Origin of the sequence: Mastigocoleus testarum BC008, from assembly GCF_001456025.1 — a bacterium.
In the GTDB taxonomy this organism is placed as follows: Bacteria; Cyanobacteriota; Cyanobacteriia; order Cyanobacteriales; family Nostocaceae; genus Mastigocoleus; species Mastigocoleus testarum.
The window spans coordinates 32,967-52,920 of record NZ_LMTZ01000098.1; the positions used below are offsets into that span (position 1 = coordinate 32,967).

A 19,954-nucleotide genomic window follows, 5' to 3' on the forward strand; every position below is an offset into this window, starting at 1 on the left:
GCGCGTCTTCCAAACTCAAAACTCAAAAACTAAAATTCCAACTTAGCAAATTATGGGTACTCGTTCTTATCGTCCTTATACCCCCAGTACTCGTCAGGTGACAGTTTCCGACTTTTCGGAAATTACCAAAACAGAACCAGAAAAGTCTCTGACGACCTATGTTCATCGTCGTAAAGGTCGCAATAATCGCGGTGTAATTACCAGCCGTCGTCGGGGTGGCGGTCACAAGCGTTTATATCGAATTATTGACTTTAAGCGGGATAAAAGAAATATTCCTGCTACTGTCATTGCGATCGAATACGATCCCAACCGTAATGCCAGACTTGCATTATTAGAATATCAAGATGGCGAAAAGCGTTATATTCTTCAACCTAGTGGGATGAAAGTTGGAACAACCGTAATGGCTGGTCCTGACTCGCCAATTGAAGATGGAAATGCTTTACCTCTATCTAAAATTCCCTTGGGTACCAGCATTCACAACGTTGAATTGATTGCCGGTAAAGGCGGACAAATCGTACGTGCAGCAGGTGCTAACGCCCAATTAATGGCAAAAGAAGGTAATTACGTCAGTATCAAGTTACCTTCCGGAGAGGTCCGCATGATTCGGCGCGAATGCTACGCCACCATCGGACAGGTAGGTAATTCAGAATTTAGAAACCTCAGTGCGGGTAAAGCTGGACGGAACCGTTGGAAAGGTCGTCGTCCTAAGGTCAGAGGTAGCGTAATGAACCCAGTCGATCACCCACATGGTGGTGGTGAAGGTCGCGCACCTGTGGGTAGATCCGGTCCAATGACACCTTGGGGTAAACCAGCTTTAGGTAAGAAGACCCGGAAGCCGAAGAAAGCTAGTAGCAAATTAATTGTTCGTCGCCGTCGTAGGTCTTCCAAACGCGGTCGTGGTGGTCGTGATTCTTAAGTAATGAGTAATGATTCTTAAGTAATAAGTAATAAGTGATGAGTAAGAAGTAATGAGTAATGAGTTATTTCTCATAAAAATTTTACTCAAAATCTAAAACTCAAAATCTGAAACTTGAAATCTAAAACTCAAAATCTACCCACAACTGACAACTTAAAAATTCCTATCTATTGAAATTATGGGTCGTTCTCTTAAAAAAGGTCCGTTTGTCGCCGATCACTTACTAAAAAAAATTGAAAAGCTCAACGAAAATAACGAAAAACAGGTAATTAAAACCTGGTCTAGAGCTTCAACAATATTGCCGGATATGGTGGGACATACTATCGCCGTTCACAACGGACGCCAGCACGTGCCAATTTTTATCAGCGACCAAATGGTCGGACATAAATTGGGTGAATTTGCTCCTACCCGTACCTTTAGAGGTCATACCAAAGATAGAAGATCGGGCAGATAGTTAATGAGTGTATAACTGTCCTTTGTGATTTGTACGCAGCAAATGACGAATGACAGCAAAGGAGAAAATCATGGCAGTTGATACTCAAGAAATCAAAGCAAAAGCGCGATTCATCAGAATGTCCCCTTTGAAAGTACGTCGCGTACTGGATCAAATCAGAGGACGTTCCTATCGTGAAGCGCTAATTATTTTAGAATTTATGCCCTATCGCGCTTGCGAACCGATCTTAAAGGTCCTTAGAAGTGCAGCAGCAAATGCCGAGCATAATGCTGGCTTAGATAGAGCAAAATTAATAATTACTCAAGCTTTCGCCGATCAAGGTCCTGTGCTCAAGCGCTTTCAGCCACGTGCACAAGGTCGGGCTTATCAAATTCGTAAGCCTACATGCCATATCACAATAGCAGTGGCTGCAGACGAAAGCATCGAATAGTACCCTAATCAGGAATGTTTTAGAGGAAGATTTTGTGGGACATAAAATTCATCCAGTAGGATTTCGCTTGGGAGTAACCCAAGAACACCAATCTAGATGGTTTGCCGAACCGGAGCGTTATCCAGAGCTTTTACAAGAAGACCACAAACTCCGTCAGTACATTGACAGCAAACTCGGCAGATACACTCAAAATAACGCCGGAATTTCGGAAGTTAAGATTGAGCGTAAAGCAGATCAAATCGATCTTGAAATACGTACTGCTCGTCCTGGGGTAGTTGTCGGTCGTGGCGGACAAGGTATTGATGCCTTGCGTAATGGACTACGAGAATTGTTGGGAGGATCCCGACAAATTCGCATTAACGTTGTTGAAGTCCAGCGAGTAGATGCCGAGGCTTCATTAATTGGCGAATATATTGCCCAACAATTAGAGCGACGGGTATCTTTCCGTAGAGTAGTACGCCAAGCAATCCAAAGAGCTCAAAGAGCTGGGGTTCAAGGTATCAAAATCCAGGTTAGCGGTCGTTTAAACGGTGCAGAAATTGCCCGAACTGAATGGACTCGTGAAGGTAGAGTACCTTTACATACTTTAAGAGCTAACATTGATTACTCTTACTGTACAGCTAAAACCATCTACGGGATTTTGGGTATTAAAGTTTGGATCTTCAAAGGAGAAGTAATTCCCGGACAAGAAGAAGCTCCAGCCTCACAACCCCCTCGCGATCGCGAACCCGGTCGTCGTCGCGGACAACGTCGCCGCCAACAGTTTGAAGACCGCTCTAATGAAGAATAATCATTAGTTATTGGTCATTGGTTATTGGTCATTGTTCACCTCTCGTTAGTTTTAAGTAACAGGTTATTGAAAAAACATGAGACTAAAGCAAATGAGATAAAAGTCCGAAATTCAGGACAAAAGATAAGTGACAAAAGACAAATAACAAAACAAAAGTGACAGAAGACAAATTATGCTAAGTCCAAGAAGAACTAAATTCCGCAAACAACATCGCGGACGTATGAAGGGTTTGGCGAAAGGTGGGACCACGATTAACTTTGGTGATTTTGCCCTTCAAGCTCAAGAGCCATCCTGGATTACTTCTCGTCAAATCGAAGCTTCCCGACGTGCAATGACCCGTTACGTTCGCCGGGGTGGGAAAATCTGGATTAGAGTATTCCCCGATAAGCCAGTTACCATGCGTCCAGCAGAAACTCGTATGGGTTCCGGTAAAGGTTCTCCAGAATTTTGGGTTGCTGTAGTAAAGCCAGGACGAATTTTATTTGAAATTGCTGGGGTACCAGAAGATACTGCTCGCGAAGCAATGCGTCTTGCATCTCACAAATTACCCATTAAAACTAAGTTTATTACTCGTCCTCAAGAAACTTAAGGAGTAGCTTGATATGCCCCTACCAAAAATCTCCGAAGCAAGGGAACTGAGCGACGAACAACTGAACTCGGAAATTAGTGCGGTTAAAAGGCAGCTTTTCCAATTACGCTTGCAAAAAAGTACCCGCCAGTTAGAAAAACCTCACGAATTCAGACACGCCCGCCATCGCCTTGCTCAGTTACTCACAGTAGAGTCAGAGCGCAAACGTGCAGCCGAGCAAAATACTAGCGAATCAGAGTAAGTACGAATATGGCAGTAAAAGAAAGAGTAGGCATGGTGGTCAGCGATAAGATGCAAAAAACGGTAGTTGTTGCCGTTGAAAACCGCGCTCCCCACCCTAAATACGGAAAAATCGTTGTTCAAACCCGGCGCTATAAAGCTCACGATGAGGACAACCAATGTAAAGTCGGCGATCGCGTCCGAATTCAAGAAACCAGACCTTTGAGTAAAACAAAGCGCTGGCAAGTCAAAGAAGTTTTGAGCAAATAGTAAACCAAGGCTAATAAATAAAATTTTTTATATAAATTTTTTTGTTAGTACTTGTTGTTGTTAGTTCTTGATTTTTGTTCGCAACCTAACAACATTTTTAGGGAGAAGAAATTGTGATTCAAGCCCAATCTTACCTTAATGTCGCAGATAACAGCGGTGCCCGTAAACTAATGTGTATTCGGGTTTTGGGAGCTGGTAATAGTCGTTATGGTTTCATCGGCGACCGAATTATCGCTGTTGTTAAAGATGCTCAACCTAACATGGCAATTAAAAAATCAGATGTGGTTGAAGCAGTAATTGTCCGCACCCGTCACAACATTCGTCGCGACAGCGGTATGAGTATCCGTTTTGACGATAATGCGGCAGTAATTATCAATAAAGAAGGAAACCCCAGAGGAACCCGCGTATTTGGTCCTGTAGCACGGGAATTACGCGAAAAAAACTTTACTAAAATCGTTTCTCTGGCTCCGGAGGTACTCTAATGTCAGTAAAGAAACAAAAGCCCAAGTTTTACAAAATGCATGTTAAGACTGGGGATACCGTACAAGTCATTTCCGGTAAGGATAAAGGTAAAGTAGGGGAAGTAACACAAGCATTTCCCAAGGATAGCAAAATCATTGTTCAAGGGGTAAATATTAAAACCAAACATATTAAACCCCAACAAGAAGGTGAATCAGGAAGCATTGCCACCCAAGAGTATCCGATTCACAGTTCCAACGTTATGCTTTATTCCACCAAGCAGAACGTTACTTCTCGCGTTTGCTATACCTTTACACCGGAAGGTAAAAAAGTCAGAATGCTTAAAAAGACTGGCGAAATTATCGATAAATAAATAGTGGATAGTGGGTAGTCAATTATGAATCCAATTACTAAATATTAAATTCATAATTTATATTCATAATTCATTGTTTAGCTGCGTTAAGCCCAGTTTAAGTAATCTAAAACTTCTCTGACCAAGCCCAGGGATAAGATAAAGAAAAGTTATGCCAATAGCACTCAAGAAAAAGTACGAAGAAAATATAGTCCCCAAACTGATTAAGCAGTTCGAATATACGAACATTCATCAGGCACCTAAAGTAATTAAAGTTACTATTAACCGGGGTTTAGGAGAAGCTTCTCAAAACGCCAAAGCGTTAGAAGCATCGTTAAGTGAAATTGCAGTCATTACCGGTCAAAAACCCGTAGTTACCAGAGCGAAAAAAGCGATCGCGGGTTTTAAAATTCGTCAGGGAATGCCTGTCGGTGTAATGGTTACCCTTCGAGGCGACCGCATGTACTCTTTTTTGGAGCGTTTAATAAACTTAGCTCTACCCAGAATCCGCGACTTTCGGGGTATCAGTCCCAAAAGCTTTGATGGTCGTGGAAACTATACCCTTGGTGTAAGGGAGCAGCTAATTTTTCCAGAAGTAGAGTACGACAGTATCGACCAAATCCGTGGAATGGACATTTCTATCATTACCACAGCTAAAAATGACGAAGAAGGTCGTGCCTTACTAAAAGAAATGGGAATGCCCTTTAGGGATAATTAAGTTCACAAGAAAGAGGAAACGATGGCGGCAAACGATACAATCGCAGATATGCTTACGCGCATCCGCAACGCCAATTTGGCGAGGCATCAAACTACAAATGTGCCTGCCACAAAAATGACTCGTAGCATCGCTCAAGTGTTGCAACAAGAAGGTTATATTGGCGAATTTGAGGAAGCGGGAGAAGGTGTAAAGCGCAACTTAGTGATTTCTCTTAAATATAAGGGTAAAAATCGTCAGCCTATAATTACAACCTTAAAACGAGTTAGCAAACCAGGTTTGCGAGTTTATTCCAATAAGAAAGATTTACCAAGGGTACTTGGTGGTATTGGCATAGCCATTATTTCAACATCTTCCGGCATTATGACTGACCGAGAAGCGAGACGTCAAAATGTTGGTGGTGAAGTACTTTGCTACGTTTGGTAATCACTGGTAATTTGTCATTAGCCATTGTTCATTAGTCATTAATTTGTGTTTTTTCTCATAACTAATTGAGAAACTTCATAAGCAAGATAGACAAAAGGTGAAAGACGAAAGACAGTCATACAAAGAACAAAGGACAAAATAATATGTCTCGAATTGGTAAACAACCAATTACCGTTCCTGCCAAAGTGCAGATAACTCTCGACGGTACAAAAATTGCCGTTAAAGGACCAAAAGGAGAATTGTCCCGCGAACTTTCCAGCAACGTAAGTGTAGAGCAAGATGGCGATACACTATGGGTGAAACGTCAAGATGACTCCCGTCTATCTCGCCAGATGCATGGTTTGAGTAGAACCTTAGTTGCCAATATGGTTCAGGGAGTTTCTAAAGGTTTTGAGCGACGCTTAGAAATCCAAGGGGTTGGTTACCGGGCACAGGTACAGGGACGTAATTTGGTTTTGAATATCGGTTACTCTCACCAAGTCCAGATAGAGCCCCCCCAAGGTGTTCAATTTGCTGTTGAAGCGAACACAAAAGTAGTCGTCAGCGGTTACGACAAAGAAGTTGTGGGTAATACAGCTGCGAAAATTCGTGCAGTCCGTCCTCCTGAACCTTACAAAGGAAAAGGAATTCGCTACGCGAATGAAGTAGTCAGACGTAAAGCTGGTAAAGCCGGTAAAGGTGGTAAGAAGTAAACTATGAAACTTACTCGTCAAGAATCAAAACAACGTCGTCACAGACGTATCCGGGGCAAAGTCAATGGTTCTCCAGAGCGCCCTCGTTTAGCAGTCTTTCGCTCCAACCAGCATATTTATGCTCAAGTGATTGATGATACTAAGCAACATACACTGGCTGCAGCCTCTACTGTAGAAGCAGAAGTCAAGTCAAAATCATCCTCTGGAGATACCTGCGCGGCTTCCTCCGAAGTAGGTAAATTAGTTGCTAAGCGCGCTCAAGAAAAAGGCATCAGCAAAGTAGTTTTTGACCGTGGTGGTAATATTTATCACGGTAGGATTAAAGCACTTGCCGATGCAGCAAGAGAAGCAGGTTTAGATTTTTAGGTTTAGATTTTCAAGATTTAGATTTTCAAGATTTAGATTTTCAAGATTTGGATTTTCAAGATTTTAGATTTTCAAATTTGTTATTGCTGATTATTCATTAGTCATTGCTCATAAGCAGTTGTGGATTTTCACCCTAGCGCTCAGAGAATAGCAGTAACATAAGATCTAAGTATTAAGAGTCAACCTTAGTCATAAATCGTAGCTCATAAGAGTGTGGCGTTAGCCATAGACTGTTAGTTTAGAGTGCGCCTTATAGCGTAAGCGTACTGTAAGTATTGCGCATTAACTGATAACCAAAAAACACAGTATTTATATGGCAAATAATCGTCGTAAAACAAGTCGCGCCAAAAAAGAAGAAACTAACTGGCAAGAACGTGTTATTCAAATCCGACGTGTTAGCAAGGTAGTAAAAGGCGGTAAAAAACTCAGCTTCCGTGCCATTGTTGTCGTTGGTAACGAACGCGGTCAAGTTGGAGTTGGAGTTGGTAAAGCTGCAGACGTAATTGGCGCGGTAAAAAAGGGTGTAGCTGATGGTAAAAAGCATTTAGTTGATGTACCCCTTACTAAGTCTAACTCGATTCCCCATCCCACCAATGGTGTTGGTGGCGGAGCAAAAGTTATCATGCGTCCCGCTGCACCTGGTACAGGCGTAATCGCCGGGGGAGCAGTTCGTACAGTCCTGGAATTAGCTGGAGTTAAAAATATCTTAGCTAAGCAATTGGGTTCAAATAACCCTTTAAATAATGCCAGAGCTGCAGTAAATGCTCTTTCTGGTCTACGTACATTTATGGAAGTAGCGGAAGATCGCGGTGTCCCAATCGAGAATCTCTACGCGCAGTAATAATACTGAAAAACGTAATATTGTCTGTATTTAAGCCGACACAAAAATATCATAGAGAATTATGAGACTAAACGATGCCAGACCCCAAAAAGGGTCCAAAAAACGTCCCCGTCGTCTTGGTCGTGGCATAGCTGCTGGTCAAGGTGCCAGTTGTGGTTTGGGAATGCGGGGTCAAAATGCCCGTTCTGGTAGTGGAACTAGACCTGGATTTGAAGGTGGACAACAGCCCCTGTACCGCCGCATACCAAAATTAAAGGGTTTTCCCTTAGTGAATCGCAAAATTTACACTACGATTAATGTAGAGAAGCTAAGTTCCCTTCCTGCGAATACAGAGGTATCTCTTGCTTCTTTACAAGAAGCAGGAATTGTTACTGCTGTTAAAGGACCCCTGAAAATTCTGGGGAATGGGGAATTAAGTACTCCGCTCAATGTTAAGGCGGTGGCTTTTACTACAAGCGCTCGTAACAAAATTGAGGCTGCAGGTGGGAGTTGCGAAGTTATAGACGCAAAGAAAAACCAGGCAAACTAGTCTTCGTTTACTCTCACCAGCGCCTGGTTCACACTTCAAGGTAGCCATTTTATGATCGGTCGAGATAAAGCCCCAACGGCTCAAGAAACCTTTATGCAGATGGCACAAGCAGCTGGGCTTAGAGGTCGGCTGCTTGTCACTCTTGGTATTTTAATGTTGATTCGTTTGGGTATTTATTTACCCATTCCAGGCATTGACCGAGGTGCCATCGCTGCTGCTGTATCTAGCGGTAATAATCAGATATTCGGCTTGCTAGATATCTTTACCGGTGGTGGACTTTCCGCTGTGGGAGTCTTCTCCTTAGGTATTTTGCCTTATATTAATGCCTCAATTATCATTCAATTACTAACAGCTGCAATCCCTGCTTTAGAAAATTTACAAAAAAACGAAGGCGAAGCTGGGCGGCGAAAAATTTCCCAAATTACCCGCTATGTGGCTTTGGGTGGAGCAATTTTTCAAAGTACCAGTATTTCTGCATTTTTCCTGAATAGGTTTGCTTTAACTCCAGAACAAGGCGGACATGGGGCGGGAATATTCTTTATTGCTCAAACCGCACTAGCACTGACAGCAGGTTCGATGTTTGTCATGTGGGCTTCGGAACTCATTACAGAAAGGGGAATTGGTAATGGTGCTTCCTTGTTGATTTTCACCAACATTGTTGCCTCTCTGCCAAGATCCCTAGGGGATACAATTGACTTCGTGCAGAACAGTAACCGAGAAACAGTGGGTCGCGTGATCGTACTGTTACTTCTATTTTTGTTCACTACCGTTGGAATTGTATTTGTCCAAGAGGGGATGCGTCGGATTCCAATTATCTCTGCTCGTCGTCAAGTCGGTAGACGCGTATTTGCTGAGCAAAGAAGCTTTCTTCCCTTGAGACTGAACCAAGGTGGCGTAATGCCAATTATTTTTGCTACCGCTATTTTGAGTTTACCCATAGTAGTAGGACAATTCATTAGAAATGCGGATTATTCTCGGATTGTCAATACTTACTTAAACCCTTCAGGTAGTGGTTCTTGGGTCTACGCGCTAGTTTATTTTGTTTCCATTGTTTTCTTTAGTTACTTCTATTCTTCGTTGATTGTCAACCCGGTAGATGTGGCTCAAAACTTGAAAAAAATGGGTTCTAGTATTCCTGGCATTCGCCCTGGTAAAGCAACTAGTGAATATATTGAGCGTGTTTTAAATAGACTAACTCTTTTAGGTGCTGTTTTCTTGGGATTTATTGCAATTATTCCCACAGCAGTAGAAAGGGCTCTCAATGTACCTACCTTTAGAGGTCTAGGTGCAACTTCTTTACTGATATTAGTTGGCGTAGCTATCGATACATCTAAGCAAATTCAGACTTATGTTATATCCCAGCGCTACGAAGGAATGGTGAAACAATAGTGACGAGAATAATCTTCTTGGGACCACCTGGGGCTGGAAAAGGTACGCAAGCTAAGGCACTAGCAAAACATTGGAATATTCCTCATATCTCTACAGGTGACATTCTGCGTCAGGCATTAAGCGAACAAACTCCTTTGGGTATTGAAGCTCAAACTTATATGGATAAAGGAGAATTGGTTCCAGATCGCCTAGTAGAAGCAATGGTAGAAGAGCGGTTAAACCAAAGTGACACCAAGTCTGGCTGGATACTTGACGGCTTTCCGCGTACCGTTGTGCAAGCAGCTTTTTTAGAGAAATTACTGCAAAACCTCAGTCAGGGGGGAGAGAGAGTAGTCAATTTGGACGTACCTGATGAAGTTGTTATTGAACGCTTACTTCAAAGAGGACGTAAAGACGATACAGAAGATGTAATTCGTCGCCGTCTGCAAATTTATCGTTCGGAAACTTCACCGTTGATTGACTATTATTGCACTAGAAACCAGCTTGTGGTGGTAAATGGTAACCAGTCTCTTGAAGATGTCACAACTGAACTGGAAGAAGCGATAGCTTCTGCTGACTAATAGTTTGGGAGGTTGGGGTAGTTTCAGTGTCTTTAACCTACACCGACACCTTCTACTCCTGACCTCTATTTTTTTCTGGGGTGCATTTAACTTTTGAATAAGATATATTAATAAACTGTTGATATATTATCAAAAATATGTTTAGCTGCCGCTGGTAGCTGTAGTCGAAAAATCTAAATATAAATCTCTTTCACTGAGTTGAGGAATAAGTAAGTTGTCCAAACAAGACTTAATTGAAATGGAAGGCACAGTAACCGAATCACTACCCAATGCCATGTTTCGTGTGGATTTGGATAACGGATTTAATGTGCTAGCCCACATTTCCGGAAAAATTCGCCGGAACTATATCAAAATCTTACCTGGCGATCGCGTCAAAGTAGAGTTAACGCCCTATGACTTAAGCAAAGGTAGAATCACTTACCGCTTGCGTAAAAAGTAGCTTCATGTTCTATATTTTACCATAAAGCCATTTTTTAGTGGTAATGTTCAGAAAATTAACTGAATAAAATTTCAATAAATGTTATAATTTAATATTTGGATTTGGAGTCTAAAAAATCGGCAAATGAAAGTAAGAGCCTCAGTTAAGAAGATCTGTGAAAAGTGCACAGTAATTCGTCGTCGCGGTCGAGTCATGGTAATTTGTCCCAACCCCAAACACAAACAACGTCAGGGATAAAAGTTTGGAGGTAAGTGGGAATAAGTTATTTATTTTCCCTGAAAATACTGGCCAGCACAATACAAAAATTACCCAAGTTACATACACACTAACTGTCTAGGAAAACTATTAGGGAGACTGCCCAATGGCACGTATTGCCGGAGTAGACCTACCACGCGACAAGCGTATAGAAATTGGTCTGACTTATATTTTTGGAATCGGTTTACAAAGCTCGAAGAAAATTTTAGCAGCTACAGGGGTAAATCCAGACACCCGTGTTAAAGAGTTAAATGATCGCGATGTTGCAGCCTTACGCGCCGAAGTAGAAAGCAACTATCAGGTTGAAGGTGACTTAAGGCGTTGGGAAGCGATGAATATCAAACGCTTAGCCGATATTGGAACCTACAGAGGACGTCGCCACAGAATGGGTTTACCAGTAAGGGGACAGAGGACTCGTACTAATGCCAGAACCCGTCGCGGTCGGAGACAAACAGTAGCAGGCAAGAAAAAAGCACCAGGTAAATAGAAATTACCAAAACTTGTCTACCTGGCAAGTTACTTTACCTTTATTCATATAAACTAATATGGCTAAACCAACACACAAAAAAGGCGGCAGTAAAAAGCAAAAGCGCAACGTACCCAATGGGATGGCCTACATCCAGTCTACTTTCAACAATAGCATTGTCACCATTACCGATCAAAACGGAGATGTGATCTCTTGGGCTAGTGCAGGTTCAAGTGGCTTTAAAGGGGCAAAAAAAGGTACTCCCTTTGCCGCTCAAACTGCAGCAGAAAGTGCAGCGCGTCGTGCGATGGACCAAGGGATGCGTCAAATCGAAGTAATGGTTAGCGGTCCAGGAGCAGGTAGAGAAACTGCAATCCGAGCTCTGCAAGGTGCAGGATTAGAAATTACGTTAATCAGAGATATTACACCTATCCCTCATAATGGTTGTCGTCCACCGAAGCGCCGTCGAGTTTAGATATAGTGTATGGGGTGAATTATGAAAGTTTAATTTTGAATCAAATAATTTGAATCAAATTCAACCTAATCCAAAATTAATTTCATCCAAGATTAAATTTATCTAAATTAGATTCTGTAAAGAATTTATCGCGCTCAATGTGCAACATCAAGTGTGGGAGCTAGGACGAAGCGAACCTCCCTAGGAAACAGAATATTATTTATTTCTCTTTGTCATAGTGGGGTTTTTATCCTAAACAAAGTTTGGTGTCGCCGTATATCTGTATGTTGCAGGTATTTGTATGATTTACCAACAAATAAACTATCCGGCTATTGTCAAGCAATGTCGGCGACAAAGCTTTAGAAAGTGGAATATTTGCCGTTTGCATTTGCCTTTTCGGTTCTCCTCACTCACATAGTGACTGTCCGTTTAACTTTGACGTAACAGCCACAAAAGTAGTTTAGCGAAGCTTCATAACTTCTCATAGATTCAGCTTAAAAGCTTTTTGCCAAGAAGTTTTCTATCTTCAAAGAACGAAAAATAAATTAAGTGCCTGCTATTTGTATACGAGCATCTTAACTTACTTAATCTGAAGGCGATCACAGTAAGTTGAATCAACGATAAACAAATAGAGTGCAAACATTTGACAGCAGGTATCTAAAACCCTGCTAGCAGAACCTTTAAACGAGGGAGGCTACTCCGTGGCGCAGTTTCAAATTGAATGTGTAGAATCTATTTCTGAAGAAATTCGGAATAATTATAGTAAATTTGTCTTAGAACCTCTGGAGCGAGGTCAGGGAATAACTGTCGGTAATGCTCTCAGACGAATTTTACTTTCTAACCTTGAAGGAACAGCTGTAACAGCTGTTCGTATCGCGGGCGTAACCCACGAATTTGCCACCGTACCTGGAGTCAGGGAAGATGTGCTCGAAATCCTCATGAATATGAAGGAAATAATTCTCAAGAGCTATTCTCCCCAACCTCAGATTGGTAGATTAGTTGTCAATGGTCCGACAACAGTTACATCAGCACACTTCGATCTACCAGGTGAAGTAGATACAATCGACCCCACCCAATATGTTGCAACCTTAGCAGAGGGAGCAAAATTGGAGATGGAATTTAGGATTGAAAATGGTAAAGGTTATCGCAGTGTAGAACGGGGTCGCGAAGAAGCGACATCCCTAGACTTTATGCAAATTGACTCGGTATTTATGCCGGTCAAAAAAGTTAACTATAGTGTGGAAGAAGCCCGTGGAGAAAGCGGGATACCAAAAGACAGATTACTGTTAGAAATCTGGACAAATGGTAGTCTGACTCCCCAAGAAGCATTATCCTCTGCCGCCGGTCTACTAGTAGATTTGTTTAATCCATTGAAAGATATTTCCTTGGAACCAACAGATACTACCTCCGATATTCCAGACGATCCTACCGCTCAAATTCCAATAGAAGAATTGCAGCTTTCTGTTAGGGCTTATAACTGTCTGAAGCGGGCACAGGTTAACTCAGTAGCAGACTTGCTTGATTATACTCAAGAAGACCTATTGGAAATTAAGAACTTTGGTCAGAAGTCAGCTGAAGAAGTTGTGGAAGCCCTGCAAAGACGTTTGGGAATTACTTTACCTCCAGAAAGAAGTTCTAAACATACCTGAAATTGGCTTGTAGCTAATTGCGAGTAGATAACGAAAACTATTAGCTATTGGCAATTAGCATCGAGCAAGTCAAATATTCATTTTTATCCCATATCACAATCCATCAGTTTATTGTTATGCGTCACCGTTGTCGGGTTAAAAAACTCAGCAAGCCAGCTGACCAACGTCGCGCTCTATTGCGAGCCCTTGCGACTGAAGTTATTCGTCATGGACGGATTACCACTACCTTACCCCGAGCCAAGGTAGTTAGATCGGAAGTAGATAAAATGATCACCTTAGCAAAAGATGGTTCTCTTGCAGCACGTCGTAAAGCTTTAGGTTATTTGTACGACAAAGAACTAGTTCAAGCACTATTTGAACAAGCTCCTGATCGATATTCTGGGCGTAGTGGTGGTTACACTCGTATCTTGCATACTATACCCCGTCGTGGGGATAATGCCGAAATGGCAATTCTTGAGCTAGTTTAAGTTGCTGCATTGGACGTTGTTGAAGTCAGGAGTCGCAGATGTAGAATGTTACATCTGTACGGGAGTCATAATTGTATAGATGTAGCATGCTAGGTCTGTACGAGAGTCGAGAATCGGAATTCAAGATATTAAAAAAAGATTCTTGAATCGTGAATTATGACTTACGCTTTATGTGAATTAGAAGCTGAAATAAAGTAAATTCGTGATAATAATCACAAACTTGATTTAAGCCAGTTCTTGAAACCCTTGATATTACAAGGCTGAATTTAATTCACATTAGCCGTGACTTGCAATCAACAACAAACGACGTAATGACTGAGAAAATCCATGGTTGATTAGATGTCAGAATGCCAAAACTCACAACTGAGTCAGAGAGTTGCCTTGGTAATTCAATACCTGGGCACTCATTTTCACGGTTGGCAAAGGCAACCTCATCACATCAGCATCCAGGAAGAGATTGAAAAAGCCATATCAACAATTGTTGGGGAATCTGTAACCCTTCATGGTGCGGGTAGAACTGACTCTGGGGTACATGCAGCAGCAATGGTGGCTCATTTTAACGTTAACAGTAGAATCCCCGGTCACCGATGGGCAAACGTTCTGAATAGTTATTTACCTCAAGATATATTAGTTCGAGCCTCGGCGAATGTAGACCAAGACTGGCATGCTCGCTTTAGCGCAACCTACAGGAGATATCGTTATACTCTGTATACCCAAGCTCGCCCAAATTTATTTGCACGACCCTTGAGCTGGCACTATTATCACTATCCCCTTGATGAGAATTTAATCCAAGCGGCTTTAGATACTCTGGTGGGATATCACGACTTGGGTGCTTTCCAAAGAGCTGGTTCAAAAAGAGCTCACTCTTGGGTTAATGTTCAAGCCGTACAATGTTATCGAAACGATCCATTCGTTCATATAGAGATCCAAGCCGATGGGTTTTTATATGGTATGGTGCGACTGTTGGTCGGTATGCTTGTAGAGGTAGGTTCCGGTGAAAGAAGCCTAGCTAATTTTACTGATATATGGAAAAATCAGCGTCGTCAAGAAGTTAGGTACGCAGCTCCAGCCCAAGGTTTATGTTTGCTTAGAGTAGGCTACGAAAATTTTCCCTTTCCTCCAGAAATTTGGTTTGATACCCAACCTAAATTTCTTTTACCAACTTATATATCTGAAGAAATAACTGTTTAGTAGAAGTATTCTTGATTGAAGGAACTGAAATTTTCGATATCCTTAAATTTTGGATAATCCTAAAAGTTTCAAAACTTAGTAAAGTTTAGATTTATAAGTAATTCAAGCAATAAGTAAAGTTTTCCAAGAAATCCTTGGACATAAAATTCAAATTATTAAATTGTAGACCTAACGATCATAATGTTATTCATGAACGATTAAGTTCGAGTAGTAACTATTAACCGCAAAACAGCAAAATCCATGACTCAGACTAAAACATATCTTCCTCCTCAAGACATAGAACGTGAATGGTACGTAATAGATGCTGCAGAGCAACGTCTAGGTCGGCTAGCAACTGAAATTGCGACAATCCTTCGGGGCAAAAACAAACCTCAGTTTACTCCACATATGGATACCGGGGATTTTGTGATCGTAATTAATGCTGAAAAAGTTTTAGTTACCGGTAAAAAGCCAAGTCAAAAACTGTATCGCCGTCATTCAGGTCGTCCTGGTGGGATGAAAACTGAAACTTTTGCTCACCTCCAAGGGCGTTTACCTGAGAGAATTATCGAGCATGCAGTAAAAGGAATGTTACCTAAAAACAAAATGGGACGGCATTTATTTACCAAACTCAATGTTTATGCTGGACCTACTCACCCCCATGCGGCGCAAAAACCAAAAGAGTTAAAAATTAACACTATTCCAGGAGCAAATAAATAATGCAAGCAGTAGATAAAAAAGATGATGGTCGTGCTGTTTACTGGGGAACAGGACGTCGTAAATCCGCAGTAGCTAGAGTACGTTTAGTTCCTGGTGAAGGAAAATTAATCGTTAATGGTAAGCCTGGAGACTTGTATTTCCAATTCAATGCTAGTTATTTGGGAATCATTAAAGCTCCCCTAGAAACTCTTGGTCTAGAAAACGAGTATGACATTTTAGTCAAAGCTGAAGGCGGTGGTTTAACCGGACAGTCTGATGCAGTACGTTTAGGAGTTGCACGGGCTTTATGTCAGTTAGATCCAGAAAACCGTTCTCCTTTAAAAACAGAAGGTTATCTTACCCGCGACCCACGTTCTAAAGAGCGGAAAAAGTACGGTTTGCACAAAGCACGGAAAGCTCCTCAGTACTCCAAACGTTAGTATAGATGGATTTTTGGATTTTGGGTTTTTGATTTTGGGTGCTTGTTTCGCGAACAATGAACCGAAATCGTAAAATCTTAAATCTAAAATTTACATCACCAAAAAGTCTGAAAGTTATAATTTATATAGATTAATTGCAAGCAAAGCAATGGCAAGACCTGATATTCATCCCGAGTGGTACCCCGAAGCCAAAGTATATTGTAACGGCGAAGTTGTAATGACTGTCGGTTCCACTAAGCCAGAATTACACGTAGATGTTTGGTCTGGAAACCACCCTTTCTACACCGGAACACAAAAGATTATCGATACTGAAGGTCGAGTAGAACGCTTCCGTCGTAAATACGGTATGTTACAAGGAAGACGCTCCGGCAAAAAAGAAGAAGAACAAAAATAGCTGGTTGGCACAAATAAGCTTTCTGGACGGCTCAGTCTTCTGAGTCCGTTTTATAGTTTTTTGCCAACTTGTTATTTTTTAGGAGCGAAAGTACTCGTCATGGCTGAAAAATATTTACTGGAGAAACTCAAATCAGTAGAAGAAACTTTTAATGAATTAACTCGTCGCCTTGCAGATCCGGATACAGCAAGGAATCCTGATGAATTTCAAAAAGTAGCAAAATCTCGTTCTGGGCTAGAAGAAGTCGTCAATACCTACGAAATCTGGAAAAATTCTCAAGAAGAGTTAACAGGTGCTCGGGAGGTTTTGAAAGAAACCCAAGGGGATCCAGAAATGCAAGAAATGGCGGCTCTGGAAGTAAAAGAACTCGAACAAAAGCTAGAAGACTTAGAAGAGCGTCTGAAAATATTGCTACTTCCCCGCGATCCCAACGATGATAAAAATATCATGTTGGAAATTCGTGCCGGAACTGGTGGTGAAGAAGCTAGCATCTGGGCAGCCGATTTAGTACGGATGTACGAGCGTTATTCTGGCAGCCAAGGTTGGAAAGTCAAATTAGTTAGTGAATCTGTCGCTGAAATGGGCGGTTTTAAAGAAGCTGTTCTGGAGATTCAAGGCGATAGTGTTTACAGCAAATTAAAATTTGAGGCGGGAGTACATCGAGTACAACGGGTACCAGTTACTGAAGCTGGCGGAAGGGTTCATACTTCCACTGCAACAGTAGCAGTAATGCCGGAAGTTGACGATGTAGAAATTCATATCGATCCCAAAGATTATGAAATGTCTACGGCTCGTTCTGGTGGTGCTGGCGGACAAAACGTTAACAAAGTGGAAACGGCGGTTGACTTATTCCATAAACCAACTGGTATTCGAATTTTTTGTACGGAAGAACGTAGCCAATTACAAAACAAAGAAAGAGCGCTACAAATCCTTCGTGCAAAATTGTATGAGATGAAATTAAGGGAACAACAAGAAGCGGTTACTTCTATGCGTCGTTCCCAGGTTGGTACCGGTTCTCGTTCGGAAAAAATTCGCACTTACAACTATAAAGACAATCGTGTTACTGACCACCGTTTAAGTCAAAATTATTCCTTGAATTCAGCCTTAGAAGGTGATTTAGAACCTGTTATTCAAGATTGTATATCCCAAGATCAACAAGAACGTTTAGCAGAATTGGCTGCTTCCACAGCAGCAGGAAATTAACTTTAATTGGGGATAGGGAGCGGTTAGGACAAATTTATAGTAAATAATTTGTAATTTCCTATTGATATCCCCCTTTTAATTAAATATTTTCTTTCATAAACTAAAATTTTATCTAGAGGTAATTGGTAATTGGTAATTGGTAATTGGTAATTGTTAATTATTCATTAACCTCTATTTAATTCCAAAATATACTCCTTTCTGCTAATTTATCATTTGTTTGAGCATAAAGTCTTAAAAAGTACAATTACTCTACAAAATTAGTTGTATTTTTTGCTTGTCTTTTAATTTCAAAAAATTTTTGGGTACTTCAAGGAATTTTTTATAGGGAAAAGGTAGTTAAATTTTGTTAAGATTGGACACGATAAACCATCTTTTCACCTTTGTAACCATCCCTTACCTTGGAGATACTTAATGCTGAGACTAGAACATATCAGTAAAATTTATCCAACTGGCGAAGTTCTCAAGGATGTTAATTGGGAAGTTAAAGTTGGCGATCGCATTGGTTTGGTTGGCGTAAATGGTGCGGGTAAATCAACACAGTTAAAGATTATTACTGGAGAGATTGAACCCACCCAGGGAGAAATAATTCGTCCTTCCAGCTTGCATATTGCTTATCTCAATCAAGAATTTGAAGTTGACCCCAGTCGTACAGTCAAAGAAGAATTATGGCGAGCTTTTGGTGAAGCGAACACAGTTAATGAATCTTTGGCGACTGTACACCGAGATATGGAAACAGCAGATCCTTCTGAACTGGATAAACTACTCAAGCAGATGGATCGCTTGCAAAGACAATTTGAAGCACTGGACGGTTATGCTCTAGAAGCGCGTATAGATAAGATACTACCAGAAATTGGCTTTGAAAGTGGAGATGGGGAGCGTCTCGTAAGCGCATTTAGTGGTGGTTGGCAGATGCGCATGAGTTTGGGCAAGATCATGTTGCAAAAGCCAGATGTATTACTATTAGACGAACCGACGAACCATTTAGACTTAGAAACCATTGAGTGGTTAGAAAACTATCTTAAAGGTTTAACTACGCCAATGGTGATAGTATCCCACGACCGGGAATTTTTGGATCGCCTTTGCACTCAAATTGTGGAAACAGAACGAGGTGTCTCCACCACATATTTGGGTAACTACTCCCGTTACCTAGAACAGAAATTTGAAAACCAAGCAGCACAACAAAGTGCATTTGAACGTCAACAGAAAGAATTAGAGAAGCAACAGGCTTTTGTAGAAAAATTTCGGGCTAGTGCAACCCGCAGTACCCAAGCAAAAAGCCGAGAAAAACAACTAGATAAAATTGAACGTATTGAAGCCCCAACAAGTAATCTCAAAACTCTCCAATTTCGTTTCCCAGATGCTCCCCGTAGTGGCAGGGAAGTAATTAAAATTACTGAACTGACCCATGAATATGATGACAAGATTTTATTCTTGGGAGGCAACTTACTTATAGAAAGGGGCGATCGCATTGCAATTTTAGGTCCTAATGGTGCCGGTAAATCAACCCTTCTACGGATGATAGCGGGTATAGAAAAACCTACAGATGGTTCTGTCAAATTGGGCGAGCATAACGTGATCCCCGGTTACTTCGAACAAAATCAAGCTGAAGCTTTAGATTTAAACAAAACTGTCATGGAAACGATCCATGATGAAGTTCCTGATTGGAAAAATGAAGAAGTCCGGACTCTTTTGGGAAGATTTTTGTTTACTGGCGATACAGTTTTTAAAGCAGTTTCAGCCCTCAGTGGAGGTGAAAAAGCCCGTTTAGCACTAGCAAAAATGCTCTTGTGCCCAGTAAACTTATTGATGCTTGATGAGCCTACTAACCACCTAGATATTCCCGCCAAAGAAATGCTCGAATCAGCCATCCAAAATTATGATGGCACAGTAATTGTTGTTTCCCACGACCGTTATTTTATATCCCAGGTCGCTAATAAAATTGTGGAAATTCGTGACGGGGAATTCCGTGTTTATTTGGGAGATTATAACTATTACTTAGAGAAAATTGCCGAGGAAAAAGAGCAAGCAAGATTAGCAGCAATTGCAGCCCAAAAAGCAGCTAAAAAAGCAGCTAAAGCAGCTAAAGCAGCGGCGAAAAAGAAATAAACTGCTTTATTGTCAAGTAGTAAAATGTATCAAGATGGCTATTGTTTTATACGAAATTAAGATTGATAATGGAGGCTAAGTAAAATTACTAAAATTTAAGAAGTGTCTAAAAAAACAGCATTTTGTAAGCAAAAAAGATAATAGGCAGAAATTCACTTGCGGTTGCTAACAGCAGTGGTATCATTCGGGTATTACAAAAAGTAAAGGGCGATATA

Annotated in this window: 29 protein-coding genes; all 29 read left to right on the plus strand. The window is 41.2% G+C overall.

Going from position 1 to position 19,954, the window contains the following annotated elements; all coding sequences use genetic code 11:
- The first annotated feature begins 52 nt into the window (after nucleotides 1–52).
- Entirely contained in the window at nucleotides 53–916 is an 864-nt protein-coding gene (rplB, locus tag BC008_RS21990; RefSeq protein WP_027844118.1) for a 50S ribosomal protein L2, read from the plus strand.
- Between the two features lie 178 nt (nucleotides 917–1,094).
- Nucleotides 1,095–1,370: a 30S ribosomal protein S19 gene (gene rpsS / locus BC008_RS21995; protein WP_027844117.1), complete on the plus strand. Its 276-nt coding sequence runs from the start codon at nucleotides 1,095–1,097 to the stop codon at nucleotides 1,368–1,370.
- 70 nt (nucleotides 1,371–1,440) lie between these two features.
- Nucleotides 1,441–1,800: a 50S ribosomal protein L22 gene (gene rplV / locus BC008_RS22000; RefSeq protein ID WP_027844116.1), complete on the plus strand. Its 360-nt coding sequence runs from the start codon at nucleotides 1,441–1,443 to the stop codon at nucleotides 1,798–1,800.
- Nucleotides 1,801–1,834: 34 nt separating this feature from the next.
- Nucleotides 1,835–2,590: a 30S ribosomal protein S3 gene (gene rpsC, locus BC008_RS22005; protein ID WP_027844115.1), complete on the plus strand. Its 756-nt coding sequence runs from the start codon at nucleotides 1,835–1,837 to the stop codon at nucleotides 2,588–2,590.
- Between the two features lie 172 nt (nucleotides 2,591–2,762).
- Complete coding sequence (gene rplP, locus BC008_RS22010) at nucleotides 2,763–3,179, plus strand: 50S ribosomal protein L16 (RefSeq protein WP_027844114.1); 417 nt, start codon at nucleotides 2,763–2,765, stop codon at nucleotides 3,177–3,179.
- 13 nt (nucleotides 3,180–3,192) lie between these two features.
- On the plus strand, nucleotides 3,193–3,420 hold the full coding sequence (gene rpmC / locus BC008_RS22015) for a 50S ribosomal protein L29 (RefSeq protein ID WP_027844113.1): 228 nt from the start codon (nucleotides 3,193–3,195) through the stop codon (nucleotides 3,418–3,420).
- 8 nt (nucleotides 3,421–3,428) lie between these two features.
- Nucleotides 3,429–3,668, plus strand: a complete 240-nt coding sequence (gene rpsQ / locus BC008_RS22020; protein WP_027844112.1) for a 30S ribosomal protein S17 — start codon at nucleotides 3,429–3,431, stop codon at nucleotides 3,666–3,668.
- 113 nt (nucleotides 3,669–3,781) lie between these two features.
- Nucleotides 3,782–4,150: a 50S ribosomal protein L14 gene (gene rplN / locus BC008_RS22025; protein WP_027844111.1), complete on the plus strand. Its 369-nt coding sequence runs from the start codon at nucleotides 3,782–3,784 to the stop codon at nucleotides 4,148–4,150.
- The gene (rplX, locus tag BC008_RS22030) at nucleotides 4,150–4,500 is read left to right on the plus strand and encodes a 50S ribosomal protein L24 (protein ID WP_027844110.1); all 351 of its coding nucleotides are present in this window, start codon (nucleotides 4,150–4,152) and stop codon (nucleotides 4,498–4,500) included. Before rplN ends, rplX begins: the two co-directional genes overlap by 1 nt.
- 151 nt (nucleotides 4,501–4,651) lie before the next feature.
- On the plus strand, nucleotides 4,652–5,197 hold the full coding sequence (gene rplE, locus BC008_RS22035; RefSeq protein ID WP_027844109.1) for a 50S ribosomal protein L5: 546 nt from the start codon (nucleotides 4,652–4,654) through the stop codon (nucleotides 5,195–5,197).
- Between the two features lie 21 nt (nucleotides 5,198–5,218).
- Nucleotides 5,219–5,620: a 30S ribosomal protein S8 gene (gene rpsH, locus BC008_RS22040; RefSeq protein WP_027844108.1), complete on the plus strand. Its 402-nt coding sequence runs from the start codon at nucleotides 5,219–5,221 to the stop codon at nucleotides 5,618–5,620.
- 143 nt (nucleotides 5,621–5,763) lie between these two features.
- Nucleotides 5,764–6,312: a 50S ribosomal protein L6 gene (gene rplF, locus BC008_RS22045; protein ID WP_027844107.1), complete on the plus strand. Its 549-nt coding sequence runs from the start codon at nucleotides 5,764–5,766 to the stop codon at nucleotides 6,310–6,312.
- A gap of 3 nt (nucleotides 6,313–6,315) precedes the next feature.
- Complete coding sequence (rplR, locus tag BC008_RS22050) at nucleotides 6,316–6,678, plus strand: 50S ribosomal protein L18 (RefSeq protein ID WP_027844106.1); 363 nt, start codon at nucleotides 6,316–6,318, stop codon at nucleotides 6,676–6,678.
- 313 nt (nucleotides 6,679–6,991) lie between these two features.
- Entirely contained in the window at nucleotides 6,992–7,519 is a 528-nt protein-coding gene (gene rpsE, locus BC008_RS22055; protein ID WP_027843049.1) for a 30S ribosomal protein S5, read from the plus strand.
- A gap of 61 nt (nucleotides 7,520–7,580) precedes the next feature.
- Entirely contained in the window at nucleotides 7,581–8,048 is a 468-nt protein-coding gene (rplO, locus tag BC008_RS22060; RefSeq protein WP_027843048.1) for a 50S ribosomal protein L15, read from the plus strand.
- A gap of 51 nt (nucleotides 8,049–8,099) precedes the next feature.
- Nucleotides 8,100–9,437, plus strand: a complete 1,338-nt coding sequence (gene secY, locus BC008_RS22065; protein WP_027843047.1) for a preprotein translocase subunit SecY — start codon at nucleotides 8,100–8,102, stop codon at nucleotides 9,435–9,437.
- Nucleotides 9,437–9,997 (plus strand): adenylate kinase, encoded by a 561-nt coding sequence (locus BC008_RS22070; protein WP_027843046.1) that lies wholly within the window; start codon nucleotides 9,437–9,439, stop codon nucleotides 9,995–9,997. Before secY ends, BC008_RS22070 begins: the two co-directional genes overlap by 1 nt.
- A 214-nt stretch (nucleotides 9,998–10,211) precedes the next feature.
- Nucleotides 10,212–10,436: a translation initiation factor IF-1 gene (gene infA / locus BC008_RS22075; protein ID WP_006196724.1), complete on the plus strand. Its 225-nt coding sequence runs from the start codon at nucleotides 10,212–10,214 to the stop codon at nucleotides 10,434–10,436.
- A gap of 123 nt (nucleotides 10,437–10,559) precedes the next feature.
- Nucleotides 10,560–10,673 (plus strand): 50S ribosomal protein L36, encoded by a 114-nt coding sequence (gene rpmJ / locus BC008_RS46655; RefSeq protein ID WP_072207745.1) that lies wholly within the window; start codon nucleotides 10,560–10,562, stop codon nucleotides 10,671–10,673.
- 124 nt (nucleotides 10,674–10,797) lie between these two features.
- Complete coding sequence (gene rpsM / locus BC008_RS22080; protein WP_027843045.1) at nucleotides 10,798–11,178, plus strand: 30S ribosomal protein S13; 381 nt, start codon at nucleotides 10,798–10,800, stop codon at nucleotides 11,176–11,178.
- A gap of 58 nt (nucleotides 11,179–11,236) precedes the next feature.
- The gene (rpsK, locus tag BC008_RS22085) at nucleotides 11,237–11,632 is read left to right on the plus strand and encodes a 30S ribosomal protein S11 (RefSeq protein ID WP_027843044.1); all 396 of its coding nucleotides are present in this window, start codon (nucleotides 11,237–11,239) and stop codon (nucleotides 11,630–11,632) included.
- 680 nt (nucleotides 11,633–12,312) lie between these two features.
- On the plus strand, nucleotides 12,313–13,260 hold the full coding sequence (locus tag BC008_RS22090) for a DNA-directed RNA polymerase subunit alpha (RefSeq protein ID WP_027843043.1): 948 nt from the start codon (nucleotides 12,313–12,315) through the stop codon (nucleotides 13,258–13,260).
- Nucleotides 13,261–13,376: 116 nt separating this feature from the next.
- A complete protein-coding gene (rplQ, locus tag BC008_RS22095) occupies nucleotides 13,377–13,727 on the plus strand; it encodes a 50S ribosomal protein L17 (RefSeq protein WP_027843042.1) in 351 nt (116 codons plus the stop codon).
- Nucleotides 13,728–14,066: 339 nt separating this feature from the next.
- Nucleotides 14,067–14,918 carry a tRNA pseudouridine(38-40) synthase TruA gene (gene truA, locus BC008_RS22100; protein WP_027843041.1) on the plus strand — a complete coding sequence of 284 codons (852 nt, stop codon included), beginning with the start codon at nucleotides 14,067–14,069 and terminating at the stop codon, nucleotides 14,916–14,918.
- Between the two features lie 240 nt (nucleotides 14,919–15,158).
- Complete coding sequence (rplM, locus tag BC008_RS22105; RefSeq protein ID WP_027843040.1) at nucleotides 15,159–15,617, plus strand: 50S ribosomal protein L13; 459 nt, start codon at nucleotides 15,159–15,161, stop codon at nucleotides 15,615–15,617.
- A complete protein-coding gene (gene rpsI, locus BC008_RS22110) occupies nucleotides 15,617–16,036 on the plus strand; it encodes a 30S ribosomal protein S9 (protein WP_027843039.1) in 420 nt (139 codons plus the stop codon). Before rplM ends, rpsI begins: the two co-directional genes overlap by 1 nt.
- A gap of 148 nt (nucleotides 16,037–16,184) precedes the next feature.
- Nucleotides 16,185–16,430, plus strand: coding sequence for a 50S ribosomal protein L31 (gene rpmE, locus BC008_RS22115; protein WP_027843038.1), 246 nt, complete (start codon nucleotides 16,185–16,187; stop codon nucleotides 16,428–16,430).
- 99 nt (nucleotides 16,431–16,529) lie between these two features.
- A complete protein-coding gene (gene prfA / locus BC008_RS22120) occupies nucleotides 16,530–17,633 on the plus strand; it encodes a peptide chain release factor 1 (RefSeq protein ID WP_027843037.1) in 1,104 nt (367 codons plus the stop codon).
- A gap of 411 nt (nucleotides 17,634–18,044) precedes the next feature.
- A complete protein-coding gene (gene abc-f, locus BC008_RS22125) occupies nucleotides 18,045–19,739 on the plus strand; it encodes a ribosomal protection-like ABC-F family protein (RefSeq protein WP_027843036.1) in 1,695 nt (564 codons plus the stop codon).
- The last annotated feature ends 215 nt before the right edge of the window (nucleotides 19,740–19,954 follow it).

Excerpts from the sequence above, each read along its gene's own strand:
- rpsM (WP_027843045.1), top strand. The coding sequence starts at position 10,798 with ATGGCACGTATTGCCGGAGTAGACCTACCACGCGACAAGCGTATAGAA.
- rplB (WP_027844118.1), top strand. The coding sequence starts at position 53 with ATGGGTACTCGTTCTTATCGTCCTTATACCCCCAGTACTCGTCAGGTG.
- rpmE (WP_027843038.1), top strand. The coding sequence starts at position 16,185 with ATGGCAAGACCTGATATTCATCCCGAGTGGTACCCCGAAGCCAAAGTA.
- rplQ (WP_027843042.1), top strand. The coding sequence starts at position 13,377 with ATGCGTCACCGTTGTCGGGTTAAAAAACTCAGCAAGCCAGCTGACCAA.
- secY (WP_027843047.1), top strand. The coding sequence starts at position 8,100 with ATGATCGGTCGAGATAAAGCCCCAACGGCTCAAGAAACCTTTATGCAG.
- rplV (WP_027844116.1), top strand. The coding sequence starts at position 1,441 with ATGGCAGTTGATACTCAAGAAATCAAAGCAAAAGCGCGATTCATCAGA.
- rpsH (WP_027844108.1), top strand. The coding sequence starts at position 5,219 with ATGGCGGCAAACGATACAATCGCAGATATGCTTACGCGCATCCGCAAC.
- rplX (WP_027844110.1), top strand. The coding sequence starts at position 4,150 with ATGTCAGTAAAGAAACAAAAGCCCAAGTTTTACAAAATGCATGTTAAG.
- rpsE (WP_027843049.1), top strand. The coding sequence starts at position 6,992 with ATGGCAAATAATCGTCGTAAAACAAGTCGCGCCAAAAAAGAAGAAACT.
- rplO (WP_027843048.1), top strand. The coding sequence starts at position 7,581 with ATGAGACTAAACGATGCCAGACCCCAAAAAGGGTCCAAAAAACGTCCC.
- rpsK (WP_027843044.1), top strand. The coding sequence starts at position 11,237 with ATGGCTAAACCAACACACAAAAAAGGCGGCAGTAAAAAGCAAAAGCGC.
- abc-f (WP_027843036.1), top strand. The coding sequence starts at position 18,045 with ATGCTGAGACTAGAACATATCAGTAAAATTTATCCAACTGGCGAAGTT.
- rplF (WP_027844107.1), top strand. The coding sequence starts at position 5,764 with ATGTCTCGAATTGGTAAACAACCAATTACCGTTCCTGCCAAAGTGCAG.
- rplP (WP_027844114.1), top strand. The coding sequence starts at position 2,763 with ATGCTAAGTCCAAGAAGAACTAAATTCCGCAAACAACATCGCGGACGT.
- rpsQ (WP_027844112.1), top strand. The coding sequence starts at position 3,429 with ATGGCAGTAAAAGAAAGAGTAGGCATGGTGGTCAGCGATAAGATGCAA.
- truA (WP_027843041.1), top strand. The coding sequence starts at position 14,067 with ATGTCAGAATGCCAAAACTCACAACTGAGTCAGAGAGTTGCCTTGGTA.
- rplM (WP_027843040.1), top strand. The coding sequence starts at position 15,159 with ATGACTCAGACTAAAACATATCTTCCTCCTCAAGACATAGAACGTGAA.
- rpsS (WP_027844117.1), top strand. The coding sequence starts at position 1,095 with ATGGGTCGTTCTCTTAAAAAAGGTCCGTTTGTCGCCGATCACTTACTA.
- rplE (WP_027844109.1), top strand. The coding sequence starts at position 4,652 with ATGCCAATAGCACTCAAGAAAAAGTACGAAGAAAATATAGTCCCCAAA.
- rpmC (WP_027844113.1), top strand. The coding sequence starts at position 3,193 with ATGCCCCTACCAAAAATCTCCGAAGCAAGGGAACTGAGCGACGAACAA.
- rpsI (WP_027843039.1), top strand. The coding sequence starts at position 15,617 with ATGCAAGCAGTAGATAAAAAAGATGATGGTCGTGCTGTTTACTGGGGA.
- rpmJ (WP_072207745.1), top strand. The coding sequence starts at position 10,560 with ATGAAAGTAAGAGCCTCAGTTAAGAAGATCTGTGAAAAGTGCACAGTA.
- rplR (WP_027844106.1), top strand. The coding sequence starts at position 6,316 with ATGAAACTTACTCGTCAAGAATCAAAACAACGTCGTCACAGACGTATC.
- prfA (WP_027843037.1), top strand. The coding sequence starts at position 16,530 with ATGGCTGAAAAATATTTACTGGAGAAACTCAAATCAGTAGAAGAAACT.